This is a genomic window from Lysinibacillus contaminans (genome assembly GCF_001278945.1).
GTDB lineage: Bacteria > Bacillota > Bacilli > Bacillales_A > Planococcaceae > Lysinibacillus > Lysinibacillus contaminans.
In genome coordinates, this window is sequence record NZ_LGRV01000003.1 from 1608167 (window position 1) to 1624859 (window position 16693).

The following is a 16693-nucleotide window of genomic DNA, read 5'->3' on the forward strand; positions in this document are numbered from 1 at the left end:
AACCTAATTTAATAGGTCAACTCTTTTTTTATTAATCATAAAGAGAAAAGTACTTAAACAACAATTTGATTTATATAGCTGTAACTACATCAATTGGAATTTCCTCGCCGTTTTTATGCAAAAGAAAATATTCATAATCTCTATCTGTTGTTAATTTATAAATATGCTGCTCTATCGCATCATTTTGTCCTTCATCTTCTTCAATGTTTACAGAAACTTTATCATCATTACTTTCGACACTGACCGTAACTGTGCCTTTTGTATTGATAACGATATATGAAATATCTTTACCAACAACATAAATCTTTTGTACATAACTATCCATCCCAAGCTGATCTATTACTTTTTGTACATCATTTGGTACGGATTTCACTTCAGTAATCGCTAATTCTGAGTTACAAGCTGTCAATATTGCTATCACAGTTAATAAAACACCCATTAGCCTTTTCAATTTACAAGCCCCTTTTCACTATTATAGATACTATTCTACAAATATTACCAAAAATCTTTGTATTTGAGAATCTAAGCTCTAAATACTCGGACGGGGGACAACGATTTTCTATAGTCTCTATTCACAATATCAAAAAACTTGTTAACAATTATGCCGCTCCCCTTTGGCGATTCAGCTGTAAATTACTATGATTTCGAACGTGGGTCCATAAAATCGCGAAATGCATTACTGAGCATGTAAAGCCCTAGAACAAGTATTGTAATAGCTCCCCCCGGTGCGTATATGTACCAAGGTGCACTCATTAAATACGCCTGTGAATCTTTTAACATACGCCCCCAACTAGGATTTGGCGGTTGAACACCAAGCCCTAAATAACTAAGCGCCGCCTCCGCTAACATTGCCGCCGCAAATGTCACCGTAGCTGCTACAATAATTTGCGATGAGATATTAGGTAAAATATGGCGGAACATTATTTTATAAGGCTTCACACCAATTAGTTTAGCAGCGAGTACATATTCTGCATCGCGGTGCTGAACAAATCCACTACGTGCAATTCGTGCGATGCCTGGTATGGCAATAATGCCTAGCGCTATTGCTGTATTGACAATCCCTGGCCCAAATATAGCGACTAACATTAACGCTAAAATGATGCCTGGAAATGCCATTAGTGCATCCATGAGACGCATGGAAATCTCGTCAATCCAGCCACCAACATAGCCCGCAATGGCACCAATTAAAATGCCAAATGTGGCCCCTATTACTACCGTTAATACACCTACCGAAAAGGCTGTTTGTGTACCTTTCATAATACGGCTGAAAATATCACGGCCAAACTCATCGGTCCCAAAAAAATACGTGCTACTTGGCCCTCTTAGTTTTTCAGGAATATTCATAGAATTCACATCGAACGGCGTGTAAAAAAAACTAATAATCATGACAATAAAAAATCCGACGACGATTAGTAGACCAATGACTAAGTTTATATTTTTAGAATATCTTTGTATATTTTTCATCGTATCCACCTTCTTTCATCGTAATCGGATTCTCGGATCTAATACAGAATATAAAATATCCACGATAAAATTTATAGCGACTACTGCAACGGTAATATACATAACGATCCCTTGCACTAAAGGAAAGTCACGGTTACTAATAGCTGTAATGAGTAACTGGCCAATACCTGGTAGCGAGAATACTTGCTCCACAATAATTGTCCCTGCCACTACCTCAGCCATGATGATTCCAAAAACAGTTAGAATTGGAATCATCGAGTTTTTTAACACATGCTTATACATCACATTTCGCTCGGAAATACCCTTACTGCGAATCGTGCGTACATAATCAAGCTGCATTTGCTCTAAAACGGCAGTCCGTACATAACGGAAATTGACAGCGATTTGCGGAATCGCGATTGTTAGCGCCGGTAACACTAATGTACTAAGTGCGCCTGTCACACTTTGCGTCCACGGAATGTAACCACTGATTTTAAAGAAATCAAACTTCATTCCAACGTATAAAATAAGCATCATCCCTAACCAAAATGACGGAACGGCCATACCTATTTGTGTCACCGTTGATAATGTCACATCGCTCAACTTATTTTGTCTACGCGCAGCGAACATGCCTAGTGGTATAGAAACGATTAATACGATACACAGGGTGAGCCCGGCGAGCGACATTGTTACTGGAAGCCTATCAAATAATAAGTCCTTTACTGGCATTGAAAAGCGAATGGAATTACCTAATTCTCCTGTCAATAATCCCTTCATCCAATCAGAATATTGTTCATAAAGGGGGCGGTCCAAACCAAGTTCAGACCGCAAATTTTCAATTTGTGTGGCATCTGCTTCCGTACCTAACATTGTACGAATGGGATCACCAGGTAAAATTTGAAAAACACCGAATGTAATCATCGACACAAGAATGATGGTTGTTATTAACAGGATGAATCGACGTATTATATACATCATAGCGTCATCCTTTCCTAGTTAGCGAATTTCACCTCAGACATATCGTGGAACCAAAACGGATAGCTCTTCAGTCCAGATATTTGTTTATCTGAACCCCAAACAATTTGATAATCAGCAATATACACAGCTGCGGCTTGCTCTGCTAAAATTTCTTGCGCGCGTTGATAGTATGCAATTTGTTTCGCCTGATCTGTTTCTTTCAGTACATCTGACATGATTTGGTCGTATTCAGCATCTTTGAATAAGAAGAAATTTTCACCATCATTTGTTGAGATGTAATCATTTAAAATTTCGAAAGCAGAAGCTCGACCCGTTAAATCAATTGTTGTCATTTGATAATCACGACCGAAGTAAACGCGGTCTAACCAAATACTCCACTCCACGACTTCAATTTCCACATCTACACCAATTTCCTTTAAGTTAGCAACAACGATTTGTGCGATATTTGAATACATATCATTGTGCGATGATACTGTAATTTTTGTTTTAAAACCATCAGGATAGCCCGCCTCTGCTAATAATGCTTTTGCTTTTTTTACATCATGCGCATACATTTTTTCTAATCCTTTTTTTTGGTAGTCACCCATTGCTGGACTCATATTCGAGCCAAGCTCTACCGCATAGCCCGCAAAGACTGAGTCCATAATGTCTGTTTTACTAATTGCATAGTTTATGGCTTGTCGAACTTTCACATTATCAAACGGTGCTTTTGTTTCGTTAAATGTCACGATTAGCGAAGAGTTGTTGTTTTGATGCGATAAATTATGACTACCTTCTACTTCACTTACCCGTTGCCAAGGCACACTTGTTAAATCAACTTCATTTGCCATTAAGCTCATAATCGCAGCTTGGTCATCTGATTGGAATGCAAACGTGACTTTATCTAAATAAGGTAATCCCTCTCTCCAGTAGTTTTCGTTCTTTTTCAGTACAAGGTTTGTACCTGGAGAATATTTTTCATACGCAAATGGACCTGTTCCAATTGGATTTTCATTATGTTTACCGTCATTACTTTTCGGTATAATCGCTGATTGGCGTCCTGTTAATGAATATAAGAAATTAGAGTTTGGTTCTTTTAGTGTAATGACAAATGTATTAGCGTCTGGGGCTGCTGTAGATGCAACATTATCGAAGTTATTCGACATTTTCTCGCCACCACTTTTACCCATTAAACGGTCAAAAGAATATTGAATATCTTCAACTGTTAACTCATCACCATTGTGGAATTTGACACCCTGGCGGATATTAAATGTGTACGTTAAACCGTCCTCCGAGATTTCATAGCTCTCTGCAATTCCTTCTTTTAATGAACCGTCTGTTTCCGGCGCCATCAGTCCTTCAAAAATATTTAGAATCATTTGGTAAGAAATCGATGCTGTCGCTTTATGTGGATCTAAAAAGTCAGGGTCATCATTGACACGCACAACAATTTCTTGTGGTACTTCACTTGCGGGCTTAGCTTCCCCTTCTTTGTCAACTGATGTCGCTGTGTCTTTTCCTCCATCACTTGAAGAACATGCACTTATCATTAAACTAATGATCAGTGTCAACAATATTAGTAACCAACTCTTTTTCAGCTTCATAAAATCCATCCCCCTTTTTATGTGCTTTGAATACTTGCATAGCTTTCTACTTCCGCCAATTTGGCCGCTGATTTGACACCTGTAAGTATCGCTTGTTCCATGACCTGTGTAGCTAAATGACCAATATAGTCAACAGGGTAGGATTTATCTCCCGTACCTAATACAAAAATCGTATCGCCGTCTAGCATCGTATGGACGGGATAAATCGTACGTGCAAGTGCGTTTTGCGTTAGCTGAGCAATTTTTTTTGCCTCAGCCTTCGTTAATTGTGCATTCACTGCAATGACCCCAATTGTGGTATTCGTTCCTTGAAGTGCTTGTGATTGTGCATATTCTTCTAAATATGCACAGCTATCAATCCAGCTGGCCGTTTTTGGGTTGCGCGCACCTGCAAGTATCTCTCTTGTGTCAGGGTCTTTCACATCTCCCACTGCATTAACTACAACAATCGCTCCGACAACAAGGTCCTCTTTTCCAGTGGTAGATGCACTTCCTAATCCTCCTTTCATGCAAAATTGCGGGCCTGCCATTTTGCCAACTGTCGCGCCATATCCCGCACCAATATTTCCGTTAGCGAAAGCACCAACTCCCGCATTTTCCGCAGCTTCATAGCCCATTTTCGCTGAAGGTCTTACATGTGCATCGCCGATAAATAAATCGAACAGCACGGCACTTGGCACAATTGGAATTTTTGTAACTCCTGCGTCTACACCAATCCCTTTTTCCTCTAAATAGTGCATCACTCCAGTCGCGGCATCTAAACCAAACGCACTACCACCAGCCAAACAAATGCCATGCACACAATCGATTGCATTAATTGGATCAAGTGCATCTGTTTCTCGTGTACCGGGTGCAGAGCCTCGCACATCGACACCACACACTGCACCGTTCTCGACAAGCAGTACCGTGCATCCAGTGATTGCATCCTTATTCTCTACATGCCCTACTTTCACACCAGGGACATCGGTAATATTCCCAAACATCTACCCCGCTCCTTTTTGATTGAATTTTCACACTATTTATCGTATAAAAAGCAGGCCACACGTTGATGTTCGTTCATTTCTTCCATGGTTGGTCGCACTTGATGACACTTCTCCATTACAAAGGGACATCGCGTATGAAACACACAACCTACAGGTGGATTCATTGGACTAGGTAGCTCCCCCTGCAAAGGAATGGCCTGCTTTGGTTCATCAAAATTGACAATCGGAATCGCAGATAACAACGCTTTTGTATATGGATGTAGTGGATTAGCATACAATTCATTTTTCGTACCTATTTCTACAATACGACCAAGATAGAGCACAGCTACACGATCACTAATATGCTTAACTACACTTAAATCGTGCGAAATGAATAAATACGTCAAATGAAATTCATCTTGTAAATCCATAAGTAAATTTAGAACTTGCGATTGTACTGATACATCGAGTGCTGAAACTGGTTCATCTGCAATAATGAATTCTGGATTGACGGCAAGTGCACGTGCTATGCCAATACGCTGACGCTGACCACCAGAAAATTCATGTGGGAATTTATGCATCGTATCTTCTGATAGACCAACTTTTTGCAATAGCTCCTTCACACGTTTTTTGCGTTGCTCTTTTGTAAGAGTCAATTGTAATGCCATTGGTTCTTCAATAATGGCACCAACCTTCATACGTGGATTAAGGGAGGAGAAAGGATCTTGAAATATCATTTGCATTTGGTTGCGATACTTTTGTAATTTGTTACCCTTCAAATGCTGAATCTGTTGACCTTTATATAATATTTCTCCTTCTGTCGGTTCAACAAGCTTCAAAATTGCTCTACCAAACGTCGATTTACCTGACCCTGACTCTCCCACAATACCAAGTGTCTCACCGCGATATATTTCAATTGAAACATCATCAACAGCCTTCACGACCTTCTTTTCTTCCTTCATCGACTTTCTCTTCACAGGAAAATAGGTTTTTAAATGGTTGATTTCAAGTAAGACTTCCTTTTTCGTCATAAGCACGCGCCCCTTTCTCTGAAAATCAATTACGCCTAAGCGTAATTGCGTCCAGATTTTGAATTGTGCATGCACAATTAACTCCCTTCAAAATCTGTGACATCCGCCGGAGGCTTTATTTTCATTCAGCCGACGTTTAGACGTCCACAAAAAAAGCTACAATCTCATTCATCTCACTACCTAAAGAGGTGGGAGTTTACTGCTGAACGAAAATAAGTGGCAACGTACTTTATGCGCTTCATCAATCACTAGCACCTCTGGTAGAGTCGTGTGACACTGATCCATTGCGAATTGACATCGCGGTGCAAAGCGACACCCATCTGGTAATGCATAGGCAGGCGGTACAATCCCCGGGATAGACGGCAATCTTTCCACATCCGTATCAAGGCTCGGCATCGTTTTTAACAGAGCCCTAGTATAAGGATGTTGCGGATTTAAAAATAGCTCCTTCACCAGTGCTTCTTCAACAATTTGACCTGCATACATGACCATCACGCGGTCAGCCGTCTCTGCGACCACACTCATATCATGTGTGATAAATAAAATAGCCGAGTGATGGTCTTTCTTCATTTTCATCATCAAATTTAAAATTTGCGCCTGCACTGTTACATCAAGTGCGGTTGTTGGCTCGTCCGCAATAAGAAGTTGTGGATTATTTGACATGGCGATCGCTATCATGACACGTTGCCGCATCCCCCCTGATAATTGATGTGGATATTCACCAATTACCTTTTCCGCATTAGCAATGCCTACCTCTTTTAAAAGAAGTATGGATTTTTCACGCGCTTCATTTTTGGACACTTTTTGATGCCTTTTTATAGATTCCATTATTTGATTGCCAATCGTAAAAACTGGATCGAGTGATGTCATCGGTTCTTGAAAAATCATACTAATTTCATTACCTCGTATATGGCTCATCTCTTTATTTTTGTAGTCTAATAAGTTTTTACCGTTTAATAGAATGGTTCCAGATGCGATTTCCCCCGGTGGTATTGGAAGTAGGCGCATTATGGAAAGTGATGTAATACTTTTACCACTGCCTGATTCACCAACGAGTGCGACTGTTTCTCCTTTATGAATGGAAAAACTAACATCATCAACTACTTTGGCTTTTTTGCCATTTTTCAGCTGAAATTGAATTTTTAAATTACGTACTTCTAAAAGTATCTGTTTTGTTTCTACTGGTTCCATATGCTTCCCTCCTTCTCATGTTCGATTGGGTAAAGCATAACGAATTGCAATATTTTTCATTTGCGTATAATTTCTTAATGCAACAAAGCCTTTTTCACGGCCAATACCGCTTTTCTTATAACCTCCAAATGGCATTTGAATACCGCCCGCTGCTCCGTAATTATTGATAAATACTTGTCCAGCTTGCACACGGCTAGCAACATAATGAGCCGTATCTAAATCCTTTGACCAAATGCCTGCCACTAATCCGTATTGTGTACTATTAGCTAATGCAATTGCCTGTTCTACTGTCTCAAATGTAAAAACAGTAAGCACTGGTCCGAATATTTCCTCTTGCGCTAAAACGTGATGTTCGTCTATGCCAGCAAGAATAGTTGGTTGTATATAATAGCCATTCTCATAGCCTTCAATTATCACCGTCTCGCCCCCCACTACAACAATGCCTTCATCCTTTGCTTGCTGTAATCGCGATGAAATTTTCAGGAATTGACGCTCATTTAACAATGGCCCCATATCAAGGTCCGCTTCACCTGGACCAACTTTTAACGCTTTAAAACGTTCTTCTAACTGGGCTAAGAATGTCTCTTTTGCACTTTCTTCAATAAGTAAACGTGCACCTGCCGAGCATGTTTGTCCTGCATTTTGAATGATAGCACGCAGTACACCTTCCAATGCCTGTTCCATTGGCGCGTCTGCAAACACAATATTGGGTGACTTCCCGCCAAGCTCTAACGTGACTGGCACAACATTTTCTGCTGCTGCTTTCATGACTGCTTTGCCTGTTGATACAGAGCCAGTAAATGTAATGTGATTAATGTCTGGATGTGACGTTAACAATGATCCAACTTTATTCCCTAAGCCTGTAATATGTTGGAATATACCAGCCGGTACCTTATCCGCAAACCACTTTGATATCGCATGTGTTGTTAATGGTGTATCCTCCGCACTTTTCACAATCACTGCATTGCCCGTTGCAATGGCAGCTGCGACACTTCTAGCAGTAATTTGAATTGGATAATTCCACGGGACAATATGTACGGTAATTCCAACAGGCTCTAGTACTACCGCATTTAAAATACCATCTTCAATCGGTATAGTATCGCCCATCACTTTATCCGCTGCCCCACCGTAAAACTCAAAATAGCGAGCCGCCGATTCAATATCTGCACGCGCTTGTGATAGAGGCTTTCCAACATCAAGGCACTCAAGCAAACTCCATTCATCTGCATGGTTGCGAATATACTGTGCTAACTCGATGAGTAACTGACCACGTTCATGTGCCTTCACTCTACGCCATTCTTCACTTTCAAATGCCACACGTGCCGCATGTATCGCTTCATTTACATGGGTCTCATTTGCGTTACTTATTTGTGCGAGTACCTCACCAGTAGATGGATTTGTCACATCAATTAGCCGTTCTTCATCTGCATGAACCCATTCACCGTTTATGAACATTGGAATCTTTTTCATCTTACCCCTCCTACAATCCTCGGCCTCCGTCAACGTGTAATGTCGTGCCAGTTACCATACTCGCTGCATCTGAAAGTAAATAACCAACTGCTCCAGCAATGTCTGTTGGATCGACTAAACGACCAAGTGGCACAGATTGAACAAACACATCTTGTTTCGTTTGTTCAACATTTGCACCTGCAGCCGTAAATTGAGACAACATTTGTGTATCCGATGGCCCTGGATGAATTGTATTCACTCGGATTTGGTGTGGTGCCAGTTCAATGGCCAAGCCACGTGAGAAACTTTCCGCGGCTCCTTTAGATGCGATATAGGCTTGCAACCCTGGGCGCGGGCGCACGGCTGAAATCGATGCAATCGTGACAATCGCACCTTTTTTACGTACCTTCATATACGGTACAACTGCTTTTGTCGTAATAAACAAACTCTTCACATTTACATCCATTAAACGGTTCCACTCATCTATCGAAACATCCTCAATCGGTGTCGCCGCCTGCGCAATGCCAAGTGCATTTACAAGTCCATCAATCCGTCCATATTTGTCATACACATTTCGAAAAACGTCGTTTACTTTGTCCTCATCTAGTACGTTTACATTATAGATTTGCAGTGCATCACTATATAAGCTAGCCAGTGATGTTACTGATAAATCAAGCCCAACAACGATATTCCCCTGCTCAAGCAGATACTTTAAAATGGCTTGGCCCATACCTCCCCCAGCACCTGTCACAATCACCACTTGTTGCTCTATCGCCATATTAAACACTCCCTGCTGATGATGTTTTCATCGCTACAATCGCTTCGCAAATTGCGTTACCCATTTCTTTTGTCGTTGCTCGTCCGCCAATATCCGCTGTTTTTACAATACCTTCTCTTAACACTTTCTCAATTGCTGTCACAATGAGCTCTTCCACGTCTGGGCGTCCAATATGCCCAAACAATAAGGCAAGTGACCAAATTTGAGCGATTGGATTCGCGATGCCTTTTCCTGCAATATCAGGTGCCGAACCATGAACCGGCTCAAACATAGACGGATACTCTCTTTCAGGATTTATATTTGCAGAAGGTGAAAGACCAAGGCCCCCTACTATTGCAGACCCTAAATCTGATAAAATATCACCAAATAAGTTCGAGGCGACTACAACCTCAAAATCTTGTGGACGCTCCACGAAATATGCCACTAGAGCATCAATATAAATAGATTCCAGTTGAAGTTTTGGCGACGTTTTCGCGAGTGTTTTTTTCGTATGCTCGTCCCAAAACTTCATTGAATGAATAATGGCATTTGATTTTGTTGAGCTCGTAATTTTCGTTTTGTGATTTTTATGCGCATAATCACAAGCTGCGCGCACAATCTTTTCAATACCAATACGCGTCATAACCGTATTTTGAATTGTCATTTCCTGTGGTTGATTATTGTAAATACGCCCACCACTATTTGAATATTCCCCTTCAGCGTTTTCGCGGAATATGACAAAGTCAATGTCCCCACCATTCGCTAAAGGTGAGGAAATACCAGGTAGTGATTTTATTGGCCTGAAATTTACATATTGCTGAAATTGTTTACGAATCGGCATGATTAACTCCCAAACCGTAACATCATCTGGTACACGTGCATCTCCTATCGCACCAAATAAAATGGCATTATATTGCGCCAATGTTTCAAGCGCATCATCTGGCATCATTTGCCCATGTTTTAGATAATAATCCGAACTCCACGGAAATATTTTCACCTCTATTTGTAGGGTTGAATCATACTCCTCGATATACCCAAGCACCTTGATGGCTTCCTCCATTACTTCTTTACCAATACCATCCCCTGGGATAATTGCTATTCGAGTTGCTTTACTCATTCTTTGTCCCCTGCTAAAAACTTCAGAGCTGCCAAACGATAAATCGCTGTCGTCTCCGCCAGTTCTTCAATATCAACATACTCATTTATTTGGTGGGGAATTTCACGGTCACCAGCACCTACTGTCACGATTGGTATGCCATGTACATGGAGGAATGTGCCATCTGTTGCACCTGGTACGCCGTTATAAATCGGTTCTTGGTCTGTCACTTCTGCAACCGCCTCATAAATCGCCTGTACGACTGGATTTTCCTTCGCTGTTGCAGTCGCCGGTCGATTATCTAACACTGTCAATTCCACCTTGAAGTCTGGATCGTCCGCTTGTAAGCGATGAATAATTGCTTCAATTTTGCCAAGTAACTCGTCATGATCTTGCGCTGGCACAGTCCGAATATCGAGCGTCGCCATACAGTGATCCGGAATTACATTTATTTGCGCATCTCCTTTTACGGGTGCACGTAAAATTGTTGGCGTAATCGATGGCCAGTTTAACATGGGATCTCTCCCTAAACGCACCTGCTCTTCTTTTTCGAATTTTTCAAGTTCCACAATCAAGCGCGCCATACGCCAGTTTGGATTAATGCCACTCCAAGAAATAGCGCCATGAGCCATTTTCCCGAAAATATCTACCTGTAAGCGAATAGCGCCACGCTGTGCTATACACACATTATTTTCTTGCGGCTCACAAATAATTGCACCGTCCACTCCGTCAGCCCAGCCGTTTTTGATGAAATGCTTAATACCTAACATTAGTCCCTCTTCATCGCACGGAATACATAAAATTATCTTGCCTGTAAAGTCTTCCTGATCTAATAACAACGACTGACAAGCTGTAATCATACAAGCAAGGTTTCCTTTTGTATCATTCGTCCCTCGTCCATACATACGACCGTCGACAATTTCGGCCCCGAATGGATCGTGCGTCCATGCCTCACGATTCCCTTCAGTCACCACATCTGTATGCCCTTCAAAAAGAAGTGTCTTCCCCGGTTTTCCAGAATCAATAATGCCAATAACATTTGGTCTGCCAGGCACAACTTCCTCAACATGAGTTTTAATGCCAATATCCCGTAGATACTGCGCGACAAAATTGGCTACTTCTTCTTCATTACCGTTTGGATCATTTTCACGAAATACACTTTCAATACGTACAAGCTTTTGTGTCAGCTCAATTACTACCATACGATCACGTACGTACGATTCAGTTGTTTTCAAGCTCGCTAATGTCATCTATATCTCCTCCATATCAAAAATATTCTGAAATTTAAACTTATAACTATTAATATGAGATAAGATACTAATAAATCACAGATTGCTATATACTTTTTGATTAGAAAATGATATTTAAACACTCCAGGTTGTTTTAGGTTCGATGAATTTTAAAAAGGTGAAGAGGTTTTTCATAGAAGAAATAAGAAGCGTTATGAAAGTGATGATATTCAAAATACTAATGATTTTTTCTATCACTCTCTTTTTGGGGTAATGTATCTTTTGTGGACTTCTAGAGATTTTTTATTAACTTTTCATCTCTTTAATTGAAACCTTTTCCATTGTTTTGCGTATATCTTTAAGAGAGAAAAGAATGTGAGGAGGAACTATAGTGGAACCCGTTACAAAAAAACGAACGAAAGCATTTTTGATAGACGTGGCAGTCTCAAGCGTAGTTACTGCTGGAGTTGAATATTTCCTACGAAAAAAAGTGAAAAACGAAGCTGTTCATGCTTTAATCACTCCAACAGTCGTAATGTGGGCGCTAGAGTATGCACAATTGCGCCAAAATGGACAAACAATTGGTTACAAAGCAACGGGACTTGCCCTTGAAAATGAGGAAGGTTCAGAACTAACATCTGGTCAGATCCTTAAACGCATGGCTTATCGGGATACTGTAAGCACATTCGATTACCTAAAAAACCCTAAAGAATTTGAAAAACAAGATGGAGAAATACTTCCTCATGACCGCTTTTCAAGTACGGTAGTAAAGGAACTGTAAAAGGACTAATCCCCCGACTTTTATCACTCGGGGGATTCCATACGTTTCATAAAAATAAAAAGCTGTTTTCATAAGGCTTGTTGTTATTCAATTAACACAGTAGTTTACTTTAAGAATGGGAGACGAAAATATAAAATGGTGGATTCATGTGGGTGTAATAAAACGTATGATTTGAAAGTTGAAGCCGATATAGGTGCAGACGCTCTCTGGTGTAATAAATGTTATTGTAACTTCAATATTGGAGATTTTTCAATTTCTAACGACTTGAAGGATGAATTAAGTCAGTGGATACTGCAATACGGTAAATGGATTGATTGGGATAATAATGGGATACTTCCTAATGGAGTTGACCTAGAAGAAATACATAATGAAGAGGGCTTGAAATTAACAGAAAAGGTACAAAAAGAACTCGCAGGAAAATATAAAGTTTCCTTTTCGCCCTCTATATTTGCGAAAAATATGAAAATATAATACAGTAAACTTTATTGCACTAACGAGAACTTTAGTTAAATATTCAATTTACGAAAGACCAAAACCTTTGAAAAATGGATAAACGTCATCAAAAAACAGCAATAGAATCCTTCATTTCCAAGGATTCTATTGCTGTTTTTAATGTCTTTAATTTGACTAAAGTCCGCGTTTAGTTTGATTGTATACATTCACAAAATGCAGCTACATTAACCAAAATCCCCACCATTGGCTAGCAGTATAAGTCCCACGAAGAACATAACCCAAGATAGCGCTGAGCTTGTATTTTTTTGAAATAAAGCCTGCAAATTTCTTAATGGTTTCTGCATAAATCGACGGAATAACATATGAAGAAGAAGTAATACCAGGGCAGGAACAACCATCATTACATTGTACGCTGCTAAAACAGGTAACCATTCATAAATCGTAAACTCGTTGCTAATCATAAGACCGATTGAAGCGAAATAGGGTATTGCAGTGGCTACTTCTAAAAGTGAAGTGGTTATTCCCAATCCAATCATTGCATTCACTTTAAACTGTTTTGGTTTAGGTGATTCCGCATATTTTTTCTTTGGTACAAACCAACTTCCAATAAACAATATGGCACCAATGATGGTCATAAGCAATTTTGCAATATTGCTACTTAAAGCATCTGCAATTGGCTTAAATATGATATCTAAGCCAAGCATTAAAAACACACCTGTACAAAAATAAAACACGATAACGGTCGTTAAATAAGCGATAATTAGCTGGGTTTGTTTTCTCTTCCCTACAAGTAACACGTACACTGTAACTCCGATTATAGCTGGGCTAAACATATCTAGAATAGCCAATGCACCAATAAACAATAGTATTTCATTATTCACTAGTTCCCCTCAACTCCCTAGTTTCATAAATGTTAAAAGCTTGTTCAACATAGTTTAAAAATTCTTCATCCAGTGGATATAATCCGACTTTATCCGAAAGTGAGGACGATTTTCGTATGTCCCACATTTTCTCTAGAAAAACCTCGTTATCGGGATATTCTTCAGTGCTCTTCTCTATCATCCTCTTTATGATACGTTGGACTGAATCCGACTCTGCACCATTTGACATTAATTGCTTCAACTGGCCCAACAACCCCATCCACTCTAATGAATTGGGATCATTGCGATTTAAGTTTGGAAGGCTTTTTACCAACTGCCATTCATCATTAGAAAACATTTGCTTTCGAAATGCTTGTTTTTTCTCGCTTTCTCTATTAGAAAGTTTAATCATTTTTTGAATTAGTGTTTCATTCAATTCTCCCTCAATCGCTAAGGCATTCTTCAAGCCAGTTAACGTATTCTCCATTTGCTTCAACTTTTCTTGCTCTTCTAGCACAAATGCAAGTTGATGTTCTAAACTAGTTGACCAATCCCACGTATCGTTCAAAAGTCTTTGGATTTCTTTCAATTTAAACCCTAAATTTTTGAGAAATAGAATTTGTTGCAGTCGTTTCAATTCTTCTTCTCCATATAATCTGTGTCCCCCTTCTGTTTTATTTAACGGTATTAGTAATCTAATTTCTTCGTAGTAACGTAAAGTACGAACAGAAATTCCTGTTAATTTTGATATTTCCTTAATTGTAATCATTCGATTGTATCTCCTTATTCGTTTATCAACATTATACAAAATGACGTTACGTAAGTTTCAAGTGTTTTCAGAAAAAATAATTAATCTCTAATACTTTCTTCAGCCAAATAAAAAACGGAGCCTACTGACTCCGCTAACATTAAATCTATAATTCTCTTACTAAATTAGCTAATCAGTAACAAAACAATGAGGAAGAATTAGCACTAACATCTTGTAGATTCTTAAACGAATGGCTTATCGCGATACTGTTAGCACGTAGTTTAAAAATGATAATAACCACCATAAATTAGACTTACTCTTTTAAACGTTTCATTGCAGTATGATACGTAAGTCGATGAAATGAAATTAGTTTATTTTTGTAAATAACTCCGTAAATACCATAAGCAGTAGGTGAAAGCATTAATATTTCTTCTCTATTTTTAAAATCAATAATTTCTGTTTTTATATTCAAATTGTTTGCCGCCGTAACAACATTATCGGTTGCTATATCAATAAAAGGACACTGTTGTGTGCGAAGGATTGTTAATTCTTTATAACGTTTAAGTCGATCATCCCAATCACTAGGAAAATATGGGTCAGGGGAATTTCCAAATTTATGTACAAGTAATTCAAAACCATATGGTGATCTATCTATTTCTATAAAATGATTTTTTAGAAAAACATCCTTACTAGGGGTCCAGGAAGTGTCTTGATTTGTAATCACAATAACTCCATCTTTATGTTGTTCCTTTGCATCTTGAATGCACTTTTTAATCAATTGTGAGGCATACCCTTTTCCCGTAATATTTATCCATAAGCAATGAATAACTAAATAATTTTCACCATATACAACTCGTGAAGAATATTCAATAGGTGTATATTCAATAAACCCTGCAGGTTTGCTATTCTCCATTATTTTTATATACTTTAATCCTTCGTTGAACCTTCCCTTAAGCCATTGTTTTTTATTTATGTAGCCGGATGAATTTGACTTGCTACGAAGACAATAACACCCTTTACTATCTAGATTCCCCTCGACTATCTCTACCATCTCAATTTGCTCCAATTTATTCCCTCCTCATTTTACATATCTCTTTGCACTATCATTCCCCATTATTATACATAAATATCCCAATTCACTTCCGTAAATTCCCTTATACTGCATAAACATTTTCATTTAACAGAGCCAATAAATGATATTAATAATTTTCCTGATGTTATTTATTTATATCGTACAATACGATATAATCGTTTTATACGATATTCAATCAGAAAGGAATTAAGCAATGAAACAATTTAACGAGTATTTTACAACTATTTACTATTACCTACACCCAGAACAACAAAACGCTTCGATTTCCCATCAAAGTATACGGATTTTGCAACATGTTCAAAAAGAACAGCGTGTGACAATTGGTGATATTGCTATATCTATTAATATTTCTCACAATACAGCGTCAGAGCATGTAAAAAAATTAGAACGTAATGGTTGGGTAGTCAAAGATCGTTCTGTTCACGATCAGCGGGTTGTATATATTAGACTTACAGAGGAAGGTTTACGTGTAGTAAAGATAAATACCGAGTTAGATGTTGAAAAGCTGTCGAAGGTATGGGCTACTCTGACTGAAAATCAGCAACGAGAAATTGAGCGTGCATTTAAATTATTAAGTGAGGTTGCTTCTAATGTACACGATTATTAAAATTTTCAGTTCAGCTGCCATCATTGGCCTTGTGACAGAACTTGCTAGACGATTACCTACTTATGGAGGTATCATAGCTGCATTGCCTCTTATAAGTTTATTGAGTATTATTTGGCTAACCGTACAAGGACAAACTCATGAACAAATCCAACAATTTACATGGGGAGTTATACTTGGATTACCGGCTACAATTGTCATGTTAATTGGCGTATACATCGCATTGAAAAACAATCTTCATATAGGACTAGCAATTCCAATAGGAGTAGTCTGTTGGGGCATCTTTTTAGGTGCTCAGAAATGGTTAACTTTGATTGTTAAATCATAAAAAAAGAAGTGTTGGTGGAAGATTCCCCCTCTCAATATGATTAAACTTTTTCTACAAATATACATAAAAAAACGGAGTGTAATCACTCCGTTAACTTTCTGTAAAAA

At 38.9% G+C, this 16693-nt stretch carries 18 protein-coding genes; 4 read left to right on the forward strand and 14 right to left on the reverse strand.

Annotated features, from left to right (window positions below; genetic code table 11):
- Positions 1-70: 70 nt before the first annotated feature.
- The 11 genes from AEA09_RS10045 to AEA09_RS10095 all read right to left on the reverse strand — a co-directional run bounded on the left by AEA09_RS10045 (position 71) and on the right by AEA09_RS10095 (position 11740).
- Positions 71-451, reverse strand: coding sequence for a hypothetical protein (locus AEA09_RS10045; protein WP_053583703.1), 381 nt, complete (start codon positions 449-451; stop codon positions 71-73).
- 185 nt (positions 452-636) lie between these two features.
- On the reverse strand, positions 637-1464 hold the full coding sequence (locus tag AEA09_RS10050) for an ABC transporter permease (RefSeq protein WP_053583704.1): 828 nt from the start codon (positions 1462-1464) through the stop codon (positions 637-639).
- A gap of 15 nt (positions 1465-1479) precedes the next feature.
- Positions 1480-2421, reverse strand: coding sequence for an ABC transporter permease (locus AEA09_RS10055; protein ID WP_053583705.1), 942 nt, complete (start codon positions 2419-2421; stop codon positions 1480-1482).
- A 14-nt stretch (positions 2422-2435) separates the two neighbouring features.
- Positions 2436-4004, reverse strand: coding sequence for an ABC transporter substrate-binding protein (locus tag AEA09_RS10060; RefSeq protein WP_053583706.1), 1569 nt, complete (start codon positions 4002-4004; stop codon positions 2436-2438).
- A gap of 17 nt (positions 4005-4021) precedes the next feature.
- Positions 4022-4987 carry a P1 family peptidase gene (locus AEA09_RS10065; protein WP_053583707.1) on the reverse strand — a complete coding sequence of 322 codons (966 nt, stop codon included), beginning with the start codon at positions 4985-4987 and terminating at the stop codon, positions 4022-4024.
- Positions 4988-5019: 32 nt separating this feature from the next.
- Positions 5020-5997 (reverse strand): ABC transporter ATP-binding protein, encoded by a 978-nt coding sequence (locus tag AEA09_RS10070; RefSeq protein ID WP_053584680.1) that lies wholly within the window; start codon positions 5995-5997, stop codon positions 5020-5022.
- 180 nt (positions 5998-6177) lie between these two features.
- The gene (locus tag AEA09_RS10075) at positions 6178-7188 is read right to left on the reverse strand and encodes an ABC transporter ATP-binding protein (protein ID WP_053583708.1); all 1011 of its coding nucleotides are present in this window, start codon (positions 7186-7188) and stop codon (positions 6178-6180) included.
- A 15-nt stretch (positions 7189-7203) separates the two neighbouring features.
- On the reverse strand, positions 7204-8658 hold the full coding sequence (locus tag AEA09_RS10080; protein ID WP_053583709.1) for an aldehyde dehydrogenase family protein: 1455 nt from the start codon (positions 8656-8658) through the stop codon (positions 7204-7206).
- Positions 8659-8668: 10 nt separating this feature from the next.
- Complete coding sequence (locus tag AEA09_RS10085; protein WP_053583710.1) at positions 8669-9415, reverse strand: SDR family NAD(P)-dependent oxidoreductase; 747 nt, start codon at positions 9413-9415, stop codon at positions 8669-8671.
- A gap of 1 nt (position 9416) precedes the next feature.
- Positions 9417-10511, reverse strand: coding sequence for a tartrate dehydrogenase (locus AEA09_RS10090; RefSeq protein ID WP_053583711.1), 1095 nt, complete (start codon positions 10509-10511; stop codon positions 9417-9419).
- Complete coding sequence (locus AEA09_RS10095) at positions 10508-11740, reverse strand: M20 family metallopeptidase (RefSeq protein WP_053583712.1); 1233 nt, start codon at positions 11738-11740, stop codon at positions 10508-10510. The genes AEA09_RS10090 and AEA09_RS10095 overlap by 4 nt, the downstream gene beginning before the upstream one ends.
- 370 nt (positions 11741-12110) lie before the next feature.
- Between AEA09_RS10095 and AEA09_RS10100 the strand changes: the two genes are divergently transcribed.
- Both AEA09_RS10100 and AEA09_RS10105 read left to right on the forward strand, forming a co-directional pair.
- Positions 12111-12500, forward strand: a complete 390-nt coding sequence (locus tag AEA09_RS10100; RefSeq protein ID WP_053583713.1) for an RDD family protein — start codon at positions 12111-12113, stop codon at positions 12498-12500.
- 135 nt (positions 12501-12635) lie between these two features.
- Positions 12636-12971, forward strand: coding sequence for a hypothetical protein (locus tag AEA09_RS10105; RefSeq protein WP_053583714.1), 336 nt, complete (start codon positions 12636-12638; stop codon positions 12969-12971).
- A 206-nt stretch (positions 12972-13177) separates the two neighbouring features.
- On the opposite strand, the gene AEA09_RS10110 is transcribed toward AEA09_RS10105, so the two are convergent.
- The 3 genes from AEA09_RS10110 to AEA09_RS10120 form a co-directional block, all read right to left on the reverse strand.
- Complete coding sequence (locus tag AEA09_RS10110) at positions 13178-13834, reverse strand: GAP family protein (RefSeq protein WP_053583715.1); 657 nt, start codon at positions 13832-13834, stop codon at positions 13178-13180.
- A complete protein-coding gene (locus tag AEA09_RS10115) occupies positions 13827-14582 on the reverse strand; it encodes a MerR family transcriptional regulator (RefSeq protein ID WP_053583716.1) in 756 nt (251 codons plus the stop codon). Before AEA09_RS10115 ends, AEA09_RS10110 begins: the two co-directional genes overlap by 8 nt.
- Before the next feature lie 292 nt (positions 14583-14874).
- Complete coding sequence (locus AEA09_RS10120; RefSeq protein ID WP_082332624.1) at positions 14875-15627, reverse strand: GNAT family N-acetyltransferase; 753 nt, start codon at positions 15625-15627, stop codon at positions 14875-14877.
- A gap of 220 nt (positions 15628-15847) precedes the next feature.
- Between AEA09_RS10120 and AEA09_RS10125 the strand changes: the two genes are divergently transcribed.
- Positions 15848-16261: a MarR family winged helix-turn-helix transcriptional regulator gene (locus AEA09_RS10125; protein WP_053583717.1), complete on the forward strand. Its 414-nt coding sequence runs from the start codon at positions 15848-15850 to the stop codon at positions 16259-16261.
- On the forward strand, positions 16245-16586 hold the full coding sequence (locus tag AEA09_RS10130) for a DUF3147 family protein (RefSeq protein WP_053583718.1): 342 nt from the start codon (positions 16245-16247) through the stop codon (positions 16584-16586). Before AEA09_RS10125 ends, AEA09_RS10130 begins: the two co-directional genes overlap by 17 nt.
- Positions 16587-16693: the final 107 nt, after the last annotated feature.